Origin of the sequence: Burkholderia sp. 28_3, assembly GCF_003253915.1 — a bacterium.
GTDB classification, from domain to species: domain Bacteria; phylum Pseudomonadota; class Gammaproteobacteria; order Burkholderiales; family Burkholderiaceae; genus Burkholderia; species Burkholderia cenocepacia.
The window spans coordinates 61,070-84,524 of sequence record NZ_QKZF01000011.1 but is presented as its reverse complement, the minus strand read 5'-3'; the positions used below and the strand labels follow the sequence as shown (position 1 = coordinate 84,524).

Here is a 23,455-nt window from a genome sequence, read left to right as displayed (position 1 = left end):
GTCAGACGCCGATCCATTCCCAATCGGTGTCATCGCCGGTGGCTTTCAGCGCTGGCATCGTCTGCCCATATCGGAGAGTGACGATACCCGTCGGATCGTAGCGAGTGGAATTCCATCCCTCACGCACACGCGGAAGCCATCGGCCGCTACGCGGGCATGGCACGCCCGATGGGCTGAATTGTCGCGTTTCTTCGATGGTGTCGAATGAATACGTCTTGACCGGCGTCGGCGCACTGCCTTCCCACAGCCACTCCACCGGGCCGTCGAGACTGATGCCGTCGCCTCCCTCCATCAGCATCTTCACCCGTTCGGTCGTCGCAACGTCCCCGGCCTTGAACGGAACGAGCTGCAGGCTGCGGTGAGCGGTGGAGTCAGTGCGTATGGCCCGGTAAAGGCCGTCTTCCTTGAACGTCTGGCCGGGTTTCACCGGGAAATAGGACAGGCGAGTCCGCTGGTATGCCTCCCACTGCTCACGCTCCTGCGGAGTGGAGGGGTAGTCGCGGTCGAAGGTAATTCGGGTCGGCTTCGTGTAGTCGGAATGGAAATCGACACGCAACAGACTGGACTCGATTCCTACGACCTTAATGTTCATAAACGCGCCTGCATATAAATCGTAGGTGCCTGCAGTGAACCTTATAACCTTCGAAGTTTTCATTTTTACAACTACGGCACTATGCGGCTCAATAATTACCTTACCGCCAGCAAATTGAGTCGGGTCAGCAAGAGGCTCACCCGCCAATGCAAAACCGATTTTTGGCGACGCCCTTCCTTGCGAATCCGTAACAGCCAATATATCCATATACTTCCCCATCTTCCCCTCCCATCTGTCCGGCGTCTCGAATTGAATCGGATAGCTTCCACTGTTGTCGAATTTCAGCGACACTAGAAAACCGTCAGCAGCACGGTCAATCGAAACAAGAGAAACGTCCAATTTAACAATTCTACGTCCAGACTGCACCCCCATATTAGTAAGTTCTTCTGCGAGATCGGATATTTTTATCCGAATATCGCGACCGAGATCACTTAAATAACCATGATGAACCGCGCCTCCACATCGCGCGATATAGAGAATCGGAATTATCGTGCCACTTCCTGCTTCTTTCGAGGAGCACAGTAGTTCCGCCATCTTCTTGGCCGCTTCGAGGTTCTTACCGTTCAACCTCATTTCGTAGATACCGACGCCATTGATATTGCGGTCTCCATCCGAATCGCCGATCTGAACCCGCAGTACGTCTCCGGATACCGAGACCGAGTTATTCCCGTAGGCGTTGATGGCACCATCCGCCCCACCGTTTGTCGTGTAGTTGAATTGCATCGTTTGATTCACCGGGCTCATACTCTGAGCCTGAACACTCTCTCCAATTAAAAACAGGCAAAGGGCCATGTTGCACAGATAGAAAATCCACGAACTACACCTCATAACCCACCCTCCACAGTTTGTTTGTCGCAATCGAAAACTGACGCCGCACATATTCTAGATAATAGGGCTTGATGCCTGCGGTAATACGCCCTGACTGCACTGGCGAATTCGCACCACTCCCCATCACATTGAAACTTGAATATCCCTGCCAAAACATGGCTCCTGCTTTCGCATCAACAAGTGAAAAATCTATCTGCTCACCCTTGATGTATGAATGATGAATCCAGCCGCCTTGATCGTAATACTCGTCGGGGAAATTGAAAAAATGTCCGCACTCATGCGCTTCGACATTTGCGCCCGGGTAATCGTGCTTTATTTTTAACTCGTCCTTCCATTTATGCCTCTCCCCCCAAGAACCCGTGTCTGCCCGAAAGACCTCCGGAAACAGCTTGAGCGTGACGTGCGGCTCGAATCCCTTAATGGGCGCGCCTTTAATCGACACGCGAAGATCAACTTTGAAATGGACCTTCACCCGGCATCCGCAGGCCGCCCGCTTGGAGCACCCATCAAGGATCAGCTTGTAGTCCCCTTGATTCAGCACGGCCTCGATACGACCGATTAGTGTATGGACGTCGAAATCGGACCCGACTGCATCGCGATAATCCATCTTGACACCCTTGCGCGTAGAACCGGGCGTCATTGTCGAGTGAACGGAATACTCATAAGGAATCGTCTGTTCCTCAGTCGGCACCGACATATCACGTTCGCCTTTCAGATTCACCGGAAAAAGATCCATCGGAACCAGCATGACGCGAACCGTGCAGGTGATCGCCTTTTCCTTTTCGCTGTACGCAAATTCAAAATATGAGTCTCTCGAACCGCCACCCCTGTACCGTTCTCCCGTCTCCGAATCTTTCCACGGCGTCCGGTCGTTCAGCACGCCCCAATACGAAAGGGATTCAATACGTGCCCTTACGTCGACCTTCAGGTCCGATATTTTCCAGTCGCAAGGCACCGCATTCGCCAGCTTGATCGGATCGGGCGTCACCAGGGTTTGGTGCTGATCGTCAGGATGGTTCAGCGTGACCGTGGCTTTGGGAATGTCGTCATCCACGTTCGACGGTTTGCCATCAAACGGGGAAAAGGCCGACGCCCCCGACTGGACATCGCCGCCGGAAAGTCGCGAAAAGAAATCGCCAAGCGGCGACGGCGCGACGTCACCTATATCGGGAACCGGCGCGACCACATCAGCCGCTGGCACCTGCTGCGGAACAAACCCCGGGTTGGTACGCCACACCTCGCATTGCGTCACATACGGCACGAATGCCGGCGCAAATGCCGCGCCGCCCAAGTCCATCTGCGCGGGACCGGTCTTTTTCAGCGTGCTCGTCTTGAACAGCACGCCGCCGCGCGTACCCATTTCGATCTCGCCCGGCGTCATGCGGAAATACGAGCCGCCGACGTTCATCACGATTTCCTTGGCCGACTTGACGTGGAGCACGCCGTTCACCGTCTCGACGGTCATGTCGTCCTGCGACGCAAGCTGCATGCGGCCGCGCTGTGCCTGCACGACGACCGCACCCGCAGCCGCAATCAGGCTCATGCCTTTCTGCGTGAACAGCGACACCACGTCGTGCGCGGCCACCGTAAAGCGTTTCCATACGCTCCAGCTCGCATCGCCCTTGGCGACGCCGACGATGTTTTCGCCGGCGACGACTTGTACGTTCTTGTCGGCCACCACACCTGCCGATGCAGGCGCGGTCACCAGCACACCAGACTGCCGAAGCTGGTCGAGCGCCTCGTTCGCGGCTCGCTGACTGCCGATATCCGCCGCTTCCGCCTTCGACGTCTGTGCGGATGACGCCAGCGCCTTCGCCAGTGCCAACGCGTCCTCGAGCTGCGCAACGGTCTCCTGCATGTCGAGTTGCTTGCCCGACGCACCGTTTCGCGCATAGGCCGACACCAGGACACCCCCGCCGCCACGCAGCGCGGCAGGGCCATCCGATCGCAACTCGGCGCCGCTCCCTCGCTCACTCTGGCCGCGGTCCACCATGTGCCCAAGATTGAGTTGCGACTTGCCGTGTTCGGTCGCGATCTTGATATGCTCGCGCCCGCCCCGGTCGTCCATCTCGAGCGTATTGTTCGAGCGGGTCCGGATCGTATTGCGCGTGCCCCAGGGAACACCTGCGACGATCGGGTCCGTGTGTTGGGCGGTATGCAGCACGTGGCTGATGAACGGCAAATCCACGCAGCCCCACAGGAAGCTCACGCCGACCACCGTGCCCTCGACGAGCCCGAAGTGGAAACCGGTTTGGTCTGGCCCCGCGAACGGTTTCGCGAGCCGCATCGGGCAGCTTTGCAGACCGGGCGTGCGCGTATCGCGATCCAGATGAAGATCGACGATGTATTCGCCCTGACTATCGAGATAGGGATCTTTCCAGCAGCCGGACGACGTGATCGTCCCGGTAATGACCGCGTCGATCCTGGGCCAGGTTTCTTCCTTCAATGGCATTCGATACTGGCGATCCGATGGAATCGCATCGAATATCACGCGATATGCGTTTCGCCGGCTCGCGCCGCACGTCACGCGCACGACGACGAGCCCGTGCTTCGCGTCGGGCAATTCCCGGTTCGACAGTTTCAGCACCGAGCCAGGGGTGAGGTCCAGCATGTCGCACTCGCCGCGATATTCGACCTGCCCGGCCAGCGCTACCTCGCGGCGCAGTTGCGCCTCCTCCTTCGTCTCGTCCTCGTTCTGACTCGGCGTTCCCCACGCATAGGCTTCGCCGTACGTCGTGCGGTCGTCGTGGATCGGGCTGACCGCCTCGATCGGATCCGATATTGCCGCTTCCGTGTCGAACGTACGGACCGCATAGGCCGCAGGCACGGTCGTCGCACGCATTTCGAGCGCGCTGACCGACTCGATGCCGTTGGGATCCAGCCCGCTGTGCGGCCGGTATGCGACCATCAGGCGCTCGGGATCGCGGCGGTAGTGCGCATAGTCGTCGCGGAAGCACACACGCTCGCACCGCTGCCCTTCGTCGCACACGAACCAGATACCCGAGCGTCGGCACAGTCGCGTGACGAACGCCAGATCGTCCTCGTTCCATTGCATCACGAAACGGCGCTTGCGGTAGGCCCGATTCAACGTGAATTCGAAATCGGCGAAGATCTTGTTGAAATCGTGCTCCCGCAGAATCCGCTCGATGATCTCCGGAATGCTCGCGTCGAGGAAGAACCGGCACTTCGGCGCATTGCGCAGCAGCGCCAGTCGCGACTCCAGCACGATTTCGTACAACGACTGGTCGCGGTTCGTAGTCTTCAGCGCAAAGCCCGTCACTACACCCTGCACGCGCCGCGCTGCTTCCGGCTGACTCCATCGGTCTTGCGCCGGCGGCTGAATGACGAACGCGCCCATCCGCATCAGGAATTCGCTACGCGACAGGTCACGGCGAGGATGCGTGAACTGGATCGTGTACCGGGTCGGCTCGCCGATTCCGCGTGTGCCTTCGAACTCGTACACGTCCGCGAGTGCGGCTGAAGGCGCTCCCTTGATATCGAGGCTATAGAACGGGTGGATGTTGATGCCCGCACGCGCGGGTGTATCGGAAATGGTCGTGCTCGTGCTCAATGCGCCCCCGTCGAATGTTATTGGAATATCGCGAGCGATCCTAACCGTTCGGAACCCAATGCCACCATAGGACTCGTATGATTTTGCCGCGAATATCGACACGAACTTTCGACGGGTGCGGTCTTTGCGCATCGGGCGTTCTGCAACAAATACCTCGTCCGGCCCGGATGCCGAGTTTTCATCCGCGGCTCTGCGTCATTGGCAAAAATTTCACAAGGCCGGGCCACGCTGCCGCCACGCACATACGCGTAAAAACGCCGCGACCGTTCATTCGGCATGCAAAAACGACAGCCCGGAGCCGTCGAAAGCACCAACAGGGGCTTGCCGCAACGGATGGGCCGCAGCAGGCACGTACGTTGCGACGCACCGACGGTTACCGCTCGCCGCCACCCGCCCGCGCCACGCCATGGACTCCACACCACCGTTCGCTCCGCACCTCTACTTCTGCGACGCCCGCCTCGTCGGGCCGCTCGACGCATGGCCGCAAACCTTCGCGCATATCGCCGGGATGGGCTTCGATCACGTGCTGGTCGGCGCGTTCTGGGCCGCGAGCGTCGCCGGCTTCCCGCGCCACGTGGCCGATTTCCGGCGGCCGGCCCAGTCGTTCGACACGCGCGCAAGCGCGCTCGAAACCTTCTCGCGGCTCGCGCAGCTCGCGAAAGGCCACGGGCTGCGCCTGCTGCTCGAAGTCGTGCCCGATCGCATCGCGCGCGACAACCCGCTGCGCGCCGAGCATCCTGACTGGTACGTCGAGCGCACGCACGACGACGCGCTGATCGATCCGCGCGGCACCGCGCACGCGCTGGACATCGCGCATGCAAACGCCGGCGACGAAGCGGTGCGCGACGCGCTGTCCGCGTGGTGGTGCACGCATCTCGCGACGTTCGCCGATGCGGGCGCGGCCGGCTTCCTGATCGACGCACCGCATCATCTGCCGGCCGACTGGTGGCCGGGCTGGCGCGCGGCGCTGCGCCGTGCGCGCCCGGACGTCGCGGTGCTCGCCGGGGTGCCCGGCCATGCGCGCGACGCGCTCGCGCAGCTCGAAGCCGCCGGATTCGACGCGGTGTTTTCATCGGTGCGCTGGTGGGACCTGCGCGCGCCGTGGTTCGCGGACGAGCACCGGCTGCTGCGGCGCATCGGCGCGCCGATCGCGTTTCCCGATGCGCCCGACGGCCCGCGTCTGGCCGACGACTGGCCCGACGCGCCGGACGACACCGTCGCCCGCGCGTATCGCCGCGCGCTGTGGACGGCCGCGGCCGTCGGCACCGGCTGGCTCGTGCCGATGGGCTTCGAGCGCGGCGTGACGGTCCCGCTGATGGCGCGCGACGCGGATGCCGCGCGCTACCGCGCCGCATTCGAGCACGCCCGTTTCGATCTGTCGGGCGCGCTCGCCGATGCGAACGCATGGCGCCGCGCCACGCCCGTCGCGGCGGCACGCGGCGAAATCGTGCAACTGAGCGCGCCCGGCGCGCCGGCAACCGCGCTGCTGCGCGGCACCGGGCCGTTGCTCGACCACGACGACGCGGCGTTGCTGATCGCGTTGAATCCCGATCTCGACGCGCCGGCGACCGTCGACCCCGCGACGATCCTGCCCGGCGTGCCGGGCGGCTTCACGCGCGTCGTCACGCAGGACGGCGCGCACACGCATCCGCCGGCCGCGCTCGAGCCGTTCACGCTCGCGCCCGGCGCGTATGCGCTGCTGCACGCATGGCGGGCGCCGCCCGTCATGACGCGCGCGGACGCTGCACGCGAGCGCACCGTGCTGTCCGCGGCGCTCGCGGCCGACCGGATCGCGATCGAGCGCGTCGAGCCATCGGTCGACGGCGGCCGTTTCGCGATCAAGCGCGTGATCGGCGAGCCGCTCGTCGTGAGCGCCTCGATCTTCACAGACGGGCACGCGCACCTGGCAGCCGTGCTCCAGTGGCGCGGCGACGGCGACGACACCTGGCGCGAAGTGCCGTTCGAAGCCGAGCCGAACGATCGCTGGCACGCGCGCGTCATGCTCGACCAGCTCGGCCGCCATGAATTCCGCGTGATCGCATGGCGCGACGACTGGGCGTCGCTCGTCACCGACATCGCGAAAAAGCGCGCGGCCGGCCAGGACGTGACGCTGGAGGTGCGCGAAGCGCAACTGCTGCTCGCGACCGCGCTGAAGCTCGCCGATCCCGCCGATCCGCGCGCGCTCAAGCAGATGGAGCGGCTCGCCGCCGAGCTCAAGGACGCGTCGCCCGACGACCGCCTCGCGCTGATCGGCGCGCCCGCACTCGCCGACGCGTTCGCGGCGCTGCGCTACCGCCCGTTCGTCACGCACGACGCGACGACCTACCCGGTCGACGTCGAGCGCCGCAAGGCGCGCTTCTCGAGCTGGTACGAGATGTTTCCGCGCTCGGCGAGCGACGATCCGCACCGGCACGGCACGTTCGACGACGTGATCGCGCATTTGCCGCGCATCCGCGACATGGGTTTCGACGTGCTGTATTTCCCGCCGATCCACCCGATCGGCACGTCCGCGCGCAAGGGCCGCAACAACAGCCTGACCGCCGGCCCCGACGATGTCGGCAGCCCGTACGCGATCGGCTCACCCGACGGCGGCCACACGGCCGTGCATCCGCAGCTCGGCACGCTCGAGTCGTTCCGCGCGCTGGTCGACGCCGCGCGCGGGCACGGGCTCGAGATCGCGCTCGATTTCGCGATCCAGTGCTCGCCCGACCATCCGTGGCTCGCCGCGCATCCGGGCTGGTTCGCGTGGCGGCCCGATGGCTCGCTGCGCTTCGCGGAGAATCCGCCGAAGCGCTACCAGGACATCGTGAACCCCGATTTCTACGCGCCGGACGCGCTGCCCGACCTGTGGCTCGCGCTGCGCGACGCGGTGCTGTTCTGGGTCGACGCCGGCGTGCGGATCTTCCGCGTCGACAACCCGCACACGAAGCCGCTGCCGTTCTGGGCGTGGATGATCGCCGACGTGCGCGGCCGGCATCCGGACGTCGTGTTCCTGTCCGAGGCGTTTACGCGGCCGGCGATGATGTATCGCCTCGCGAAAGTCGGCTTCTCGCAGTCGTACACGTACTTCACGTGGCGCGAGTCGAAACGCGACTTCATCGACTACCTGACCGAGCTGACGGCCGGCCCGCCACGCGAATTCTTCCGGCCGAACTTCTTCGTCAACACGCCCGACATCAATCCGCGCCACCTGCAGAACGCGCCGCGCTCGCAGTTCGTGATCCGCGCGGCGCTCGCGGCGACGCTGGCCGGCTCGTGGGGCCTGTACTCGGGTTTCGAGCTCGGCGAATCGGCGCCGCTGCCGGACAGCGAGGAATACGCGGATGCCGAGAAATACGAGCTGCGCGCGCGCGACTGGAGCAAGGCCGCGCACATCGGCGCGGAAATCGCGCGGCTGAACCGCGCGCGGCGCGATCACCCGGCGCTGCAGACGCATCTCGGGCTCACGTTCGTCGAGGCGGACAACGATTCGGTGCTCGTGTTCATGAAGGCGACGCCCGCGTTCGACAGCGTGGTGGTCGTCGCGATCAGCCTCGACCCGTGGCATCCGCAGGCCGCGAACTTCACGCTCGACGCGGCGCTGTGGCGCGGCCTCGGGCTGGTCGACGGCGAACCGCTCGATGCGCTCGAACAGGACGCCGCGCACGCGGAAACCTGGCGCGGCCATCGCCAGTACGTCTCGCTCGATCCGCACGTGCGGCCGTACGCAATCTGGCGGCTCGCGCCGTCTCCGGGCGCCGCGCGGGCGGCGACGCCCGAACCGGATCCCGCCCGCGGCCCTTCGGGAGCGCATGCATGATGAAACGCGAAGATTCCCTCGACGACGTGCGGCGCGCGCAGTTTCCGTCGCTCGCGCCGGCCGGCACGCCGCGCCGGCGCCGCGCGCGCCGCCGCGAACCCGCGCTCTGTGCGGACGATCCGCTGTGGTACAAGGACGCGATCATCTACCAGGTGCACGTGAAGTCGTTCTACGACTCGAACAACGACGGCATCGGCGATTTCCCCGGCCTGATCGCGAAACTCGACTACATCGCGGAACTCGGCGTCGACACGATCTGGCTGCTGCCGTTCTATCCGTCGCCGCGCCGCGACGACGGCTACGACATCGCCGACTATCGCGACGTGCATCCCGACTACGGCACGCTGGCCGACGTGCGGCGCTTCATCCGCGAAGCGCATGCGCGCGGCATCCGCGTGATCGCCGAACTCGTGATCAACCACACGTCGGACCAGCATCCGTGGTTCCAGCGCGCGCGCCGCGCGAAGCCGGGCTCCACGCATCGCGACTACTACGTGTGGTCCGACACCGACACGAAATACGCGGGCACGCGGATCATCTTTCTGGATACCGAAACGTCGAACTGGACCCACGACCCGGTGGCCGGCCAGTATTACTGGCACCGCTTCTATTCGCACCAGCCCGACCTGAACTTCGACAACCCGGCCGTCGTGCGCGAAGTGATCCAGGTGATGCGCTTCTGGCTCGACCTCGGCATCGACGGGCTGCGGCTCGACGCGGTGCCGTACCTGGTCGAGCGCGAAGGCACCAACAACGAGAACCTGCCGGAGACGCACGCGATCCTGAAGCGGATCCGCGCGACGATCGACGCCGAGTACCCGAACCGGATGCTGCTCGCGGAGGCGAACCAGTGGCCGGAAGACGTGCAGGAATACTTCGGCAACGAGGACGAATGCCACATGGCGTTCCACTTCCCGCTGATGCCGCGCATCTACATGTCGATCGCGAGCGAGGATCGCTTCCCGATCGTCGACATCATGCGGCAGACCCCGGCGCTCGCGCCGAGCAACCAGTGGGCCGTGTTCCTGCGCAATCACGACGAGCTGACGCTCGAGATGGTCACCGATTCGGAGCGCGACCTGCTGTGGCAGACCTACGCGAGCGACCGGCGCGCGCGGCTGAACCTCGGGATCCGGCGCCGGCTCGCGCCGCTGATGGAGCGCGACCGGCGCCGCATCGAGCTGATCAATTCGCTGCTGCTGTCGATGCCGGGCACGCCGGTGATCTATTACGGCGACGAGCTCGGGATGGGCGACAACATCCACCTCGGCGACCGCGACGGCGTGCGCACGCCGATGCAGTGGTCGTCGGACCGCAACGGCGGCTTCTCGCGCGCCGACCCCGAACTGCTCGTGCTGCCGCCGGTGATGGGCTCGCTGTACGGCTATGACGCGATCAACGTCGAGGCGCAGACGCGCGATCCGCATTCGCTGCTGAACTGGACGCGCCGCATTCTCGCGACGCGCCGCGCGTCGCAGGCGTTCGGGCGCGGCACGATCCGCTTCCTGCGCCCGGAAAACCGCAAGGTACTCGCGTACCTGCGCGAACTCGACGGCCACGAGCCGGTGCTGTGCGTCGCGAACCTGTCGCGCGCGTCGCAGGCGGTGGAACTCGACCTGTCCGAATTCGCGGGCCGCGTGCCGATCGAGATGACGTCCGATTCGCCGTTTCCGCCGATCGGCCAGCTCCCGTATCTCCTCACCTTCCCGCCGTACGGGTTCCTGTGGTTCGTGCTCGCCGAGCACGGCCGCGAGCCGTCGTGGCGGCAGCCGCATGCGGAGCCGCTGCCCGAATACGTGACGCTGGTGATGCGACGCGGCGATACGCGGCCGGACGTCTCGCAGCTGCACGCGCTCGCGCACGACGCGCTCGCGTCGTGGCTCGCGCGGCGGCGCTGGTTCGCGTCGAAGGATCGCAAGATCGGCGACGCGTGGCTGAACGTCGTCACGCCGATTCCGGACGAGCCGTTCCAGTACGCGGAGGCGTGGGTGTCGGCGAGCGACGGCGGCGCAGAACGCTACGTCGTGCCGCTCGCGGCCGCGTGGGGCGGCGAGACGTCCAATCCGCTGTTCACGCAGCTCGCGCTGGCACGCGTGCGGCGCGGCCATACGGTCGGCTACCTGACCGACGCGTTCGCGCTGCCGGCGTTCGCGCGCGGGATGCTGCGCAAGCTGCGCGTCGGCGCGACGGTGCTCACGTCCGACGGCGGCCGGCTCACCTTTCTGCCGGAAGACGCGCTCGCCGGGCTCGACCCGGGCGACGACGCGGAAGTGCGCTGGCTCGCGGCCGAGCAGAGCAACAGCTCGCTCGTGATCGGCGACACGATCGTGCTGAAACTGGTGCGCAAGGTCGCGCACGGCATTCACCCGGAAGCGGAAATGAGCCGGCACCTGACGCGCATCGGCTATGCGAACACCGCGACGCTGGCCGGCGAGGTCGTGCACGTCGATCCGGACGGCACGCCGCACACGGTCGCGATCCTGCAGCGCTATGTCGACAACCAGGGCGACGCATGGACGCGTTCGTTCGATTTCCTGCGGCGCGCGATCGACGAACTGGCGCTGCCCGCTGCGGACGAAGGCGAGGCGGCCGAAACGGGCGAGGAACCCGATGCGCTGCTCGGCTATGCGGCGTTCGCGGGCATCATCGGTACGCGGCTCGGCCAGTTGCACGTCGCGCTCGCGCAGCCGTCCGACGATCCCGCGTTCGCGCCGGAGCGCGCGACGCCCGAACACGTCGACAGCTGGTGCGTCGATGCGATCGCGTCGTTCGAGCGCGCGCTCGACGTGCTGCGCACGCGGCTCGACGCGCTCGATCCGACCACCCGCGCGTCGGCCGATGCGCTGCTCGCGTCGCGCGACGCGGCCGTCCAGGCGCTCGGTGAACTCGTGCCGCGCACGCTCGATGCGCAATGCACACGGATTCACGGCGATTTTCATCTGGGCCAGGTGCTCGACGTGCAGGGCGACGCGCTGCTGATCGACTTCGAAGGCGAACCGGCGCGCCCGCTCGAGCGGCGGCGCGCGAAATCGCATCCGCTGCGCGACGTGGCCGGCTTGCTGCGCTCGCTGTCGTACGTGAGCGCGACCGCGCAGTTCGCGATCGAAAAAGCGCCGCCGCAGGCCGCCGGCCGCAAGCGCGCGCTGTTCGACCGCTTCGGGCAGGCAGCCGCCGACCGCTTCGTCGAATGCTATCGCGCGGCGGCCGACCTCGCGCCCGCGCGCTTCGTCGATCCGCACTATGCGGACCGCCTGCTCGCGCTGTTCCTGATCGACAAGGCGTCGTACGAGCTGTGCTACGAAGCCGCGAACCGGCCCGACTGGCTGAGCGTGCCGGTCGGCGGGCTCGCGGCGCTGGTCGACCGCCTGCTCGGCGAGGGCGTGCTGCCCGACGACGGAGGAAACCCATGACCGACACGCTGTTCGCGCGCGCCGACATCGACGCGCTGCTCGCCGGCCGCCATCCCGACCCGTTCGCGTGCCTCGGCCCGCACGAACAGGATGACCGGATCGTCGTGCGGGCGCTGCTGCCCGGCGCCGAGCGCGTGCGCGCGCTGTCGCCGGACGGCGCCGAACTCGGCACGCTCGCGTGCGTCGATCGCGCCGGCTGCTTCGCGGGAACCATTGCGCACAATGGCGGCACGCCGCACTATCTGCTCTCGATCGACTGGCCGGATGCGCATCAGGTGACCGACGATGCGTACGCGTTCGGCACGCTGCTCGACGAAGCAGCGCTGGCGCGTTTTTCGGCCGGCGATCCCGAAGCCGTGCTCGACTGCCTCGGCGCGACGCCGGTGCGCATCGACGATACCGACGGCGTGCGGTTCGCGGTGTGGGCGCCGAACGCGCAGCGCGTGTCGGTGGTCGGCGATTTCAACGCATGGGACGGCCGCCGCCATCCGATGCGGCTGCGGCGGCCGTCCGGCGTGTGGGAGCTGTTCGTGCCGGGTATCGGCGCGGGCGAGCGCTACAAGTACGAGCTGTGCGCGGCCGACGGGCGCGTGCTGCCGCACAAGGCCGATCCGTGCGCACGGGCGACCGAGGCGCCGCCGCGCACGGCGTCGGTGGTCGCCGACGTCGCGGCGCTTCACGCGTTCGCCTGGCACGACGACGGCTGGATGCATGCGCGGCCGCGCGTCGACCGCTGCCGCGTGCCGTGGTCGATCTACGAGGTCCATCCGGAGTCGTGGCAGCGCATTCCCGAGCAGATGGACCGCAGCGCGACGTGGGACGAACTCGCCGAGCGGCTGATTCCGTACGTGAAGGGGATGGGCTTCACGCACGTCGAGTTCATGCCGATCGCGGAATACCCGTTCGGCGGCTCGTGGGGCTACCAGCCGCTCGCGCAGTTCGCGCCGTCCGCGCGCTTCGGGCCGGTCGACGGCTTCGCGCGGTTCGTCGACCGCGCGCACGCGGCCGGCATCGGCGTGCTCGTCGACTGGGTGCCCGCGCATTTTCCGAACGACGCGCACGGGCTCGCGCAATTCGACGGCAGCGCGCTGTACGAGCACGCCGATCCGCGCGAGGGCATGCATCCCGACTGGAACACCTGCGTGTTCAACGTCGGGCGCACCGAGGTCAGCGCGTTTCTCGTCGCCTCCGCGCTCGCGTGGGCGCGCCGCTATCACGTCGACGGCATCCGCGTCGATGCGGTCGCGTCGATGCTGTATCGCGACTATTCGCGCAAGGAAGGCGAATGGGTGCCGAACGTGTACGGCGGCCGCGAGAACCTCGAATCGGTCGCGTTCCTGCGCCGGCTGAACGACACGCTGCACGGTGACGCCGCGCCGGCCGGCGTCGTCACCGTCGCGGAGGAATCGACCGCGTGGCCGGGCGTCACCGCGTCGACCGGCGACGGCGGGCTCGGCTTCGACTTCAAGTGGAACATGGGCTGGATGCACGACACGCTCACGTACCTGCACGAAGACCCGATCCATCGCCGCTACCACCACGACCGGATGACGTTCGGGCTCGTGTACGCGTTCTCCGAACGCTTCGTGCTGCCGCTGTCGCACGACGAGGTCGTGCACGGCAAGGGCTCGCTCGTCGCGAAGATGCCGGGCGACGCGTGGCAGCGGCTCGCGACGCTGCGCGCGTATTTCGGCTTCATGTGGGCCCACCCCGGCAAGAAGCTGCTGTTCATGGGCAGCGAATTCGCGCAGTGGAGCGAGTTCGCGCACGATGCGACGCCGCACTGGGACTTGCTCGACGCGCCCGCGCATCGCGGCGTGCAGCGGCTCGTGCGCGATCTCAACCGCGCGTACGCGGCCGAGCCGGCGCTGCATGCGCTCGACTGTCACGCGGCCGGCTTCTCCTGGCTGATCGGCGACGATCGCGACAACAGCGTGTTCGCGTTCGCGCGCCGCGACGATGCTGGGCGCCTGGTCGTCGCCGTCTGCAACTTCACGCCCGTGCCGCGCAGTGGCTACCGCCTCGGGCTGCCCGCGCCCGGCCAGTGGCGCGAACTGATGAACACCGATGCCGCGTCGTACGGCGGCACCAACGCCGGCAACGACGGCGCCGTGTGGGCCGAAGCCGTGCCCGCGCACGGCGAGGCGTGGTCGGCGACCTTGCGCCTGCCACCGCTCGCGACACTGTGGTTGACGCCCGCTTGACTCCTCGCGCCCTCGACACGGAGATCCGCCCCATGCCGACCGCCCTGCCCACCCGTCTCGAATCCGGCCGCAGCTATCCGCTCGGCGCGACCTGGGACGGCCTCGGGACCAACTTCGCGGTGTTTTCCGCGCACGCGCATCGCATCCAGCTGTGCGTGTTCGATCCGACCGGCCGCAAGGAACTCGCGCGCCTCGACCTGCCCGAATGCACCGACGAGGTGTGGCACGGCTACCTGCCCAACGCGCATCCGGGCACCGTGTACGGGTTCCGTGCAGACGGCCCGTACCAGCCGCAGCACGGCCATCGCTTCAACCCGACCAAGCTGCTGCTCGACCCGTACGCGCGCAAGCTGGTGGGCCAGTTCCGCTGGTCGGACGCGCTGTTCGGCTATCGCGTGCATTCGAACCGGGCCGACCTGTCGATGGACCGCCGCGATTCGGCGCCCGCGATGCCGAAGGCCGTGGTCGTCGACGAAGCATTCGACTGGAGCAACGACCGCCGCCCGAACGTGCCGTGGCGCAGCACCGTGATCTACGAGACCCACGTGCGCGGCGCGTCGATGCGCCGCGCGGGGCTGCGCCCGCCGGAGCGCGGCACGTTCGCGTCGCTCGCGCATCCGGCGTTCATCGATCACCTGCTGTCGATCGGCGTGACGACGGTCGAGCTGCTGCCGATCCACGCGTTCCTGCAGCAGCGCGAGCTCGTGAAACGTGGACTGCGCAACTACTGGGGCTACGACACGGCCGCGTTCTTCGCACCAGAGCCGTCGTATCTCACGACGCGACGGCTCGACGAAATGCGCATCGCGGTCCGCCAGCTGCATGCGGCCGGCATCGAGGTCGTGCTCGACGTGGTCTACAACCACACGTGCGAAGGCAACCAGCTCGGGCCCACGCTGTCGTGGCGCGGCCTCGACAACGCGAGCTATTACCGGCTGCGGCCCGACGATCCGCGCTACCACGTCGACGAAACCGGCTGCGGCAACACGCTGAACCTGTCGCATCCGCGCGTCGTGCAGATGGTGATGGATTCGCTGCGCTACTGGGCGACCGCGTTCAACATCGACGGCTTTCGCTTCGATCTCGGCGTGACGCTCGGCCGCGAGGATCACGGCTTCGAGCCCGGCGCCGGATTCTTCGATGCGCTGCGGCAGGACCCGGTGCTCGCGCAGCGCAAGCTGATCACCGAGCCGTGGGATCTCGGCCCCGGCGGCTATCAGCTCGGCCGCCACCCGCCCGGCTTCGCCGAATGGAACGACCGGTTTCGCGATACCGTGCGGCGCTTCTGGCGTGGCGACGCGGGGCAGCGCCCGGAACTGGCCGCGCGGCTGTCGGGCTCGGCCGACCTGTTCAATCACGGGCGCCGCCGCACGTGGGCATCGGTCAATTTCGTCACCGCGCACGACGGCTTCACGCTCGCCGACCTCGTGTCGTATGCGGGCAAGCACAACGACGCGAACGGCGAGGACAACCGCGACGGCCGCGACGACAACTGCAGCGCGAACTGGGGCACCGAAGGGCCGACCGACGACGCGGCGATCCGCGACGTGCGCCAGCGCGTCGCGCGCTCGATGCTCGCGACGCTGTTTACCGCGCTCGGCACGCCGATGATCGTGGCGGGCGACGAATTCGGCCGCACGCAGCACGGCAACAACAACGCGTATTGCCAGGATAACGAACTGTCGTGGCTCGACTGGGACCTGGCGCACAGCGAGGACGGCGTGCAGATGACGCGCTTCGTGTCGCGGCTCGCCGCGCTGCGGCGCATGTATCCGGTGATGTCGGCACCGCGCTACCCGTCGGGCGACCGCGACGGCGCGCCGGGCATGCGCGAGATCGACTGGTTCGACGAACGCGGCGACGCGCTCACCGTGCCCGCCTGGGAGGACGGCGAACGCCGCGCGCTGACCATGCGGCGCGTCGGCACCGGCCGCACCGGACGCACCGAGGCGTTGCTCGTGATGCTGAACGCATCGGCCGACACCATCACGTTCATGCCGCCCGCACCCGTGCTCGATTACCGCATCCTGCTCGACACCGCGACGCCCGACTCGGGCCCGCGCTCGTGGCCGGAAGCGGGGCTCGACGTCGCCGCCCATGCAGCCGTAATCGCGGTCGCCGCCGTGCCGCCCGACCAGTCTTCCTGAGGACCACCATGACTTCCCGTTCCGCCCGCCCCACCGGCACGCATGCATTCGAAGCGTCGTTCGGCGCGACCTGCATCGATGCCGAGCACACACGCTTCCGGCTATGGGCGCCCGCGAGCCGCACCGCCGCCGTCGAGCTGCAGGACGAAGGCGGTCGCGCGCTGCCGATGACGCCGGCCGGCGACGGCTGGTTCGAGACGGTCGCGCCGTGCGGCCCCGGCACGCTGTACCGCTACCTGCTCGACGACGCGCTCGCGGTGCCCGATCCCGCGTCGCGCTTCCAGCCGTACGACGTGCACGGCCCGAGCCAGGTCGTCGATCCGGCCGCGTACCGCTGGCGCCACGACGCATGGCGCGGCCGCCCGTGGCACGAGACGGTGCTGTACGAGCTGCATGTCGGCGCCTGCGGTGGCTACGCGGCCGTCGAGCGGCGGCTGCCGGCGATCGCCGAACTGGGCGTGACCGCGGTCGAACTGATGCCGGTCAATGCGTTCCCCGGCGCGCGCAACTGGGGCTACGACGGCGTGCTGCCGTTCGCGCCCGACGCGTCGTACGGGCGGCCCGAGGAGCTGAAATCGCTGGTCGATACCGCGCACGGGCTCGGGCTGCAGGTGTTCCTCGACGTCGTGTACAACCACTTCGGCCCCGAAGGCAACCTGCTGCCGCGCTACGCGCCCGAGTTCTTCCGCGCGGACCGGCAGACCGCGTGGGGGCCGGCGATCGATTTCTCGCGCCCGCAGACGAGTACGTTCTTCATCGACAACGCGCTGTACTGGCTCGACGAATACCGTTTCGACGGGCTGCGCATCGACGCCGCGCACGCGATCGACGACGATGCGTGGCTGCGCGAACTCGCGCGTCGCGTGCGCGCGCATGCGGGCGACGCGCGCCACGTTCATCTCGTGCTGGAGAACGAACGCAATACCGCGAGCCTGCTGGGCCCGGGCGGTTTCGATGCGCAATGGAACGACGACTTCCACAACAGCGCGCACGTCCTGCTGACCGGCGAGCGCGACGGCTACTACCGCGCGTACGCCGACGCGCCGCTGCGCCATTTCGCGCGCACGCTCGGCGAAGGCTTCGCGTACCAGGGCGAACCGTCGCCGCTGCACGACGGTGCCGCGCGCGGCGAGCCGAGCGCGCACCTGCCGCCGACCGCGTTCGTCGCGTTCCTGCAGAACCACGACCAGATCGGCAACCGCGCGTTCGGCGAGCGGCTGCGCGCGCTCGCGAACGACGACGCGGTGCGCGCGGCCACCGCGCTGATGCTGCTCGCGCCGTCGATCCCGCTGCTGTTCATGGGCGAGGAAGACGGCAGCACGCAGCCGTTCCAGTTCTTCACCGACTATCGCGGTGCGCTCGCCGACGCGGTGCGCGACGGCCGGCGTCGCGAATTCGCCGCGTTTCCCGCGTTCGCCGACGCCGCGCATCGCGACGCGATTCCCGACCCGAACGACATCGCGACCTTCGTGCGCTCGTCGTCGCACCATCCGCCCGACGAATCGTGGCCCGACGCGGCCGCGTGGCGGCGCTTCTATCGCAGCGCACTGGCCGTGCGCGCGGCGCTCGTGACGCCACACCTGGCCGGCGCGCAGTCGCTCGGCGTCGAACTGCTCGCGGGCGACGACGACCCGCCCGCGCTCGTCGCGCGCTGGCGCCTCGGCGACGGCAGCACGCTGACGATCGCGCTGAATCTCGGCTCGCACGACGCGACGCTGCCCGATCTGCCGGTCGGCAAGATCGTGTTCGAGACGCCGCCGCGCGCGCGCGACCGGCTGCCGGGCGGACACGTGCCGCCGCGCGCGTGCCTCGCGTGGCGCGACGGCGCGGTCAACCAGGATGCGCGGCATCACCGCGCGAACGGACGGAGCCCGTCATGACGACCGACGTCCCGATCGCGGCGCTCGCCCGCGCGGCCGGCCTCGAACCCGACTGGACCGACGCGGGCGGCGTCGCGCAACGGGTGGACGACGACGCGCTCGTCGCGCTCGTCGATGCGCTCGGCTGGCCGTGCGGCACCGCGATCCAGCGGGTCGACAGCGCGGCGGCGCTCGCGGACGCGAACGCGTCGCCGCCGCGCGTCGTGACGGGCGACGCCGGCCTGCCATTGACGCTGCCCGCGACCGTCGCGCCGCCGGGCGCGCGCTTCCGGATCTCGATCGAGACCGGCGGGCACGTGGACGGACGCGTGGGCGGCGCGGGCGAACACGGCACGCTGCCGCCGCTCGCGATGCCCGGCTATCACGCGCTCGACATCGGCGAGCAGCGCATCGGGCTCGCGATCGCGCCGCCGCGCACGCGCCCGTTCGACGCGTTCGCCCGCACCCATGACGCGGGCCGCCGCTGGGGCATCGCGGCGCAGCTCTACAGCCTGCGCCGCACCGGCGACGACGGCGCGGGCGACTACACGGCGCTCGCGCGGCTGGCCGCGCAGGCCGCGCGACACGGCGCGCAGGCGGTGGCGATCAGCCCGACGCATGCCGGCTATCCGGCGCTGCCCGCGCACGACAGCCCGTATTCGCCGTCGTCGCGACGCTGGCACAACGTCGCGTATCTCGACGGCGACGCGGTGCCGGGCGCGGGCGCCGCGTCGCATCCCGCGGCGGCCGCCACGGCCGACGCCGCGCTGATCGACTGGCCTCGCGTGCTGCCGATGAAGCTGCGCCGTTTGCGCGCATGCTTCGACGCGTGGCGCGCGAGCGACGACCCGTCGCGCGATACCTACCAGCGGTTTCGCGCGGCGGGCGGTGCGGCGCTCGACGCGCATGCGCGCTTCGATGCGCTGCAGGCGTTCTGCATCGAGCACGGGATCGGCGCGGACTGGCGGCAGTGGCCGGCGCCGTGGCGCACGCCGGGATCGGCGGAAGTCGACGCGTTCGCGCATGCGCATACCGACACGATCGCGTTCCACACGTTCCTGCAATGGTGCGCGTCGCGCGCGCTCGGCGACGCGCAGCACGCGGCGCGCGGCGCGGGCATGGCGACCGGGCTGATCGCCGATCTCGCGGTCGGCTCGGATCGCGCCGGCAGCGACGCGTGGGCGCACGGCACGACCTTGCTGCGCGGCGTGTCGCTCGGCGCGCCGCCCGACCTGTTCAACGCCGCCGGCCAGGCGTGGGGCGTGACGACGTGGACGCCCGCCGCGTTGCGCGCGGATGGCTTCGCGCCGTTCATCGAGCTGCTGCGCGCCGCGTTCGCGCACGCGGGCGGCATCCGCATCGATCACGTGCTCGGCTTCGCGCGGATGTGGATCGTGCCGGACGGCGGCTCGCCGCGCAGCGGCGCGTACCTGCGCTATCCGCTCGACGATCTGGTGCGGATCGTCGCGCTCGAGGCGGCGCGCCATCGCGCGATCGCGATCGGCGAGGATCTCGGCACCGTGCCGGCCGGGTTGCGCGAACGGCTCGGCGCGCAGGGTGTCGCGGGCATGCGCGTGCTGTGGTTCGAGCGCGACGCGCAGGGTGCGTTCCGGCCGCCGTCCGCGTGGGATCGCGACGCGATCGCGACGACCTCGACGCACGATTTGCCGACCGTGGCCGGCTGGTGGCGCGGCGTCGATCTCGGATGGCGGCGCGTCGCGGCCGACGCCGCAGCCGCGAAGCGACGCGACGAATCGCAACCGCGCGACGTCGCCGCCCCGGCGCCGGACGATGCGAGCGCGCACGATTCGGATGAGATCGTGCAAAGCATGGCGTTCGGACACGACACCGTGCAGCGCCCCGAACCCGGCAATCCGACGCCGCCGCCGGCGTCGCCGCCCGAGCTGCTCGCCGCTCACGCGGAACGCGCGACCGAGCGCGCCGCGCTGTGGCACGCGCTGCAGCAGGCCGGGTGCGTGCCGGCCGACGCCGCGACGCCGCCCGCCGACATGCCGCCGGTGAACGCGATCCTCGGCTACGTCGCGAGCGGCCCGGCGCCGCTCGCGCTGCTGCCGCTCGAGGATCTGCTCGCGCTCGACGCGCAGCCGAACCTGCCGGGGCCGCCGTGCGGCCATCCGAACTGGCGGCAGCGGCTGCCGCGCACGATCGACGCGCTGTTCGACGCCGACGTGCGCACGCGCATCGCCGCCGTCGTGCATGCGCGCCGCGCGCAGGGGCGCCGCCGATGATCCCGCGCGCGACGCTGCGACTGCAGCTGCATGCGGGCTTCACGTTCGACGACGCGGCCGCGCACGCCGACTACTTCGCGCGGCTCGGCGTCAGCCACCTGTACCTGTCGCCGGTCTCGACGGCCGAGCCGGGTTCGCTGCACGGCTACGACACCGTCGACTACGGCGCGCTCGGCGCGGCACTCGGCGGCGAAGCCGGCTTCATGCGGCTCGTCGACGCGCTGCGCGCGCGCGGCCTCGGCGTGATCGTCGACATCGTACCGAACCACATGGGCGTCGGCGGGTCGTCGAACGGCTGGTGGAACGACGTGCTCGAATGGGGGCCGGCGAGCCCGTACGCACGCTATTTCGACATCGACTGGCATCCGCCCGACCCCGCGCTCGACGGCAAGGTGCTGCTGCCCTGCCTCGGCGCGCCGTACGGCGACGCGCTCGCGGCCGGCGACATCACGCTGCGCGCCGATCCGGCCGCCGGCCGCTTCTACATCGCATGCCCCGGCCGGCGGTTGCCGGTCGCGGTCGCCACCTACGCGGAGATCCTGCGCATCGCGAACCGCGCGGACCTGAACGCGCTGGCCGAGCGTTTCGACGCCGCGCCGGCACGCGACAGCGCGCGGCTCGCCGCCGCCCATGCGGCGCTGCGCGATCATGCGGCCGCGCACGGCCCGCACGCGCTCGACGCGGTATTGCGCGGCGCCGACCCGCGCCGCGCGCGCTCGCGCGCGTGCCTGCACCGGTTGCTCGAACGCCAGCACTACCGGCTCGCGTGGTGGCGCACGGCCGCCGACGAGCTGAACTGGCGGCGCTTCTTCGACATCGCGACGCTCGCGGCCGTGCGCGTCGAAGACGGCGCGGTGTTCGACGCCGTGCATGCGCTGCCGCTGCGCCTGCATGCCGCCGGGCTCGTCGATGGCGTGCGCGTCGATCACGTCGACGGCCTCGCCGATCCGCGCGCATATTGCCGCAGGCTGCATGCGCGGCTCGCCGCGCAGCGCGACGCGCGGCCGTACGTCGTGGTCGAGAAGATCCTCGCGCCGGGCGAGACGCTGCGCGCCGACTGGGCCGTCGCCGGCACGACCGGCTACGACTTCATGAACGACGTCGGCGCGCTGCTGCATGACCCGGCCGGCGCCGAGCCGCTCGCCGCGCACTGGGCGGCCGTGTCGGGTTCGGCGCGCACGTTCGCGCAGGAAGCGCTCGACGGCAAGCGGCGCGTGCTGATGCGCCAGCTCGCCGTCGAGCATGCGCGGGTCGCGCGGTTGCTGCACGAGATCGCACGAGCATCGCCCGCGACGCGCGACGTGAGCCGGATCGCGATCCAGCGCGTGCTCGGCGAACTCGCGGTGCGATTGCCGGTGTACCGGATGTATCCGGCGCCAGGCGACGAGCCGGCCGACGCAGACCGGCGCGTACTCGCCCGCGCGTATGAAGATGCATACGCGGCGGTCGATCCGACCGACCGGTTCGCGCTCGAGCGCGTCGCCGCGTGGCTCGGCTTGCCGGTCGTGCGCGTGCCGCGCGCGGACGCCGCTGCGCTCGTCGCGGCACGCGTCGCGTTCGCACAGCTCACCGCGCCGCTGGCCGCGAAGGGCGTCGAGGATACCGCCAACTATCGCTACGGCCGGCTGCTGTCGCGCAACGAAGTCGGCGCCGATGCCGGCGACTTCAGCCTGTCGCGCGGCGCCTTCCATGCGCGCAACCGGCTCCGCGCGCGCACCGTCCCGCATGGGCTCGTCGCGACGGCCACGCACGATCACAAGCGCGGCGAGGATGCGCGTGCACGGCTCGCGGTGCTGAGCGAGGTGCCGGATGCGTGGCGCGCGGTGTCGCTCGACTGGTCGGCGCTGAATCTCCGTCATCGCGGCGGCGCGCACCGCGACCTCGCGTGGACGCCCGGGCCGGCCGCCGAGGCGATGCTGTACCAGACGCTGGTCGGCTGCTGGCCACCGACGCTCGCGCCCGACGATGCGGCAGGCCTCGACGCGCTCGCGACGCGCGTCGTGCAATGGCAGACGAAGGCGCTGCGCGAAGCGAAGCAGGACACCGACTGGCTCGCGCCCGAGCCGGATTACGAGCGCAACTGCGAAGCGTTCGTCCGCGCGATCCTGACGCCGCGCGGCGCCGGCGATTTTCCGCATCGACTGCATGCGTTCGTCGCGCGGATCGCGCCGGCCGGCGTCGTCAACAGCCTCACGCAGACGGCGCTGCGCAACGCGTCGCCCGGCGTGCCCGATCTGTATCAAGGTACCGAGCGATGGGATCACTCGCTCGTCGATCCGGACAACCGGCGCGACGTGCCATTTGCGACGCTGGCGGCCGAACCGGTCGACGGCCCCGTCGCGTCGTATCTGCCGACGTGGCCCGATGCGCGCGTGAAGCGCGCGCTGATCGAGCGGATGCTGGCGCTGCGCGCGCGCTGGCCGGCGACGTTCGCGGACGGCGCGTACGTTCCGCTGCGGGTGCGCGGCCCGCTCGCGCGACACGCGGTCGCGTTCGCGCGATGTGATGAGGCGGCGACCGTGGTGGTGGTCGCGACCCGGCTCGCGTGCCGGTTGCTGGGGGAAGCGCCGGGGTTGCCGCGCGTGGAGCCCGCGCAATGGCGCGATACGGCGGTCGTGCTGCCGCGCGGCGCGGCAGGACCGTGGACGGACGGATTGAATGCGGCGCAAGCAATCGATGCGCCGGGCGGCACGCTGGCGCTCGATCGCTGTCTGGCCGAGCTGCCTGTTGCGGTGCTCGTTGCTGCGCGGACTGGACATTGAAGCCGACGCCCGTTGCGTGCCAGCCCCGAGTCAC

The 23,455-nt window shown here is 68.9% G+C and carries 9 protein-coding genes; 7 read left to right on the top strand and 2 right to left on the bottom strand.

Features of this window, described 5'->3' with window-relative positions; translation table 11 throughout:
- Position 1 precedes the first annotated feature (1 nt).
- Positions 2–1,315, bottom strand: a complete 1,314-nt coding sequence (locus DFS13_RS22490; protein WP_231883185.1) for a hypothetical protein — start codon at positions 1,313–1,315, stop codon at positions 2–4.
- A 94-nt stretch (positions 1,316–1,409) separates the two neighbouring features.
- Positions 1,410–4,991, bottom strand: a complete 3,582-nt coding sequence (locus tag DFS13_RS22485; RefSeq protein WP_111442146.1) for a type VI secretion system Vgr family protein — start codon at positions 4,989–4,991, stop codon at positions 1,410–1,412.
- Positions 4,992–5,397: 406 nt separating this feature from the next.
- Between DFS13_RS22485 and DFS13_RS22480 the strand changes: the two genes are divergently transcribed.
- From DFS13_RS22480 to treY, 7 genes are read left to right on the top strand one after another with little or no spacing between them, the layout of a single operon-like run.
- Positions 5,398–8,790, top strand: coding sequence for a maltotransferase domain-containing protein (locus tag DFS13_RS22480; protein WP_111442145.1), 3,393 nt, complete (start codon positions 5,398–5,400; stop codon positions 8,788–8,790).
- Positions 8,790–12,200 (top strand): maltose alpha-D-glucosyltransferase, encoded by a 3,411-nt coding sequence (gene treS, locus DFS13_RS22475; RefSeq protein ID WP_060214524.1) that lies wholly within the window; start codon positions 8,790–8,792, stop codon positions 12,198–12,200. The genes DFS13_RS22480 and treS overlap by 1 nt, the downstream gene beginning before the upstream one ends.
- Positions 12,197–14,404, top strand: coding sequence for a 1,4-alpha-glucan branching protein GlgB (gene glgB, locus DFS13_RS22470; protein WP_111442144.1), 2,208 nt, complete (start codon positions 12,197–12,199; stop codon positions 14,402–14,404). The genes treS and glgB overlap by 4 nt, the downstream gene beginning before the upstream one ends.
- A gap of 32 nt (positions 14,405–14,436) precedes the next feature.
- Positions 14,437–16,551: a glycogen debranching protein GlgX gene (glgX, locus tag DFS13_RS22465; RefSeq protein WP_034203621.1), complete on the top strand. Its 2,115-nt coding sequence runs from the start codon at positions 14,437–14,439 to the stop codon at positions 16,549–16,551.
- 8 nt (positions 16,552–16,559) lie between these two features.
- Positions 16,560–18,431, top strand: coding sequence for a malto-oligosyltrehalose trehalohydrolase (gene treZ, locus DFS13_RS22460; RefSeq protein WP_006498315.1), 1,872 nt, complete (start codon positions 16,560–16,562; stop codon positions 18,429–18,431).
- Positions 18,428–20,659, top strand: coding sequence for a 4-alpha-glucanotransferase (malQ, locus tag DFS13_RS22455; RefSeq protein WP_111442143.1), 2,232 nt, complete (start codon positions 18,428–18,430; stop codon positions 20,657–20,659). Before treZ ends, malQ begins: the two co-directional genes overlap by 4 nt.
- Positions 20,656–23,421 (top strand): malto-oligosyltrehalose synthase, encoded by a 2,766-nt coding sequence (gene treY, locus DFS13_RS22450; RefSeq protein ID WP_111442142.1) that lies wholly within the window; start codon positions 20,656–20,658, stop codon positions 23,419–23,421. The genes malQ and treY overlap by 4 nt, the downstream gene beginning before the upstream one ends.
- The last annotated feature ends 34 nt before the right edge of the window (positions 23,422–23,455 follow it).

Bases quoted from the DNA above. Each gene is read 5' to 3' on its own strand.
- DFS13_RS22490 (WP_231883185.1), bottom strand. From the start codon at position 1,315: ATGCAATTCAACTACACGACAAACGGTGGGGCGGATGGTGCCATCAAC.
- DFS13_RS22480 (WP_111442145.1), top strand. From the start codon at position 5,398: ATGGACTCCACACCACCGTTCGCTCCGCACCTCTACTTCTGCGACGCC.
- treS (WP_060214524.1), top strand. From the start codon at position 8,790: ATGAAACGCGAAGATTCCCTCGACGACGTGCGGCGCGCGCAGTTTCCG.
- glgB (WP_111442144.1), top strand. From the start codon at position 12,197: ATGACCGACACGCTGTTCGCGCGCGCCGACATCGACGCGCTGCTCGCC.
- glgX (WP_034203621.1), top strand. From the start codon at position 14,437: ATGCCGACCGCCCTGCCCACCCGTCTCGAATCCGGCCGCAGCTATCCG.
- treZ (WP_006498315.1), top strand. From the start codon at position 16,560: ATGACTTCCCGTTCCGCCCGCCCCACCGGCACGCATGCATTCGAAGCG.
- malQ (WP_111442143.1), top strand. From the start codon at position 18,428: ATGACGACCGACGTCCCGATCGCGGCGCTCGCCCGCGCGGCCGGCCTC.
- treY (WP_111442142.1), top strand. From the start codon at position 20,656: ATGATCCCGCGCGCGACGCTGCGACTGCAGCTGCATGCGGGCTTCACG.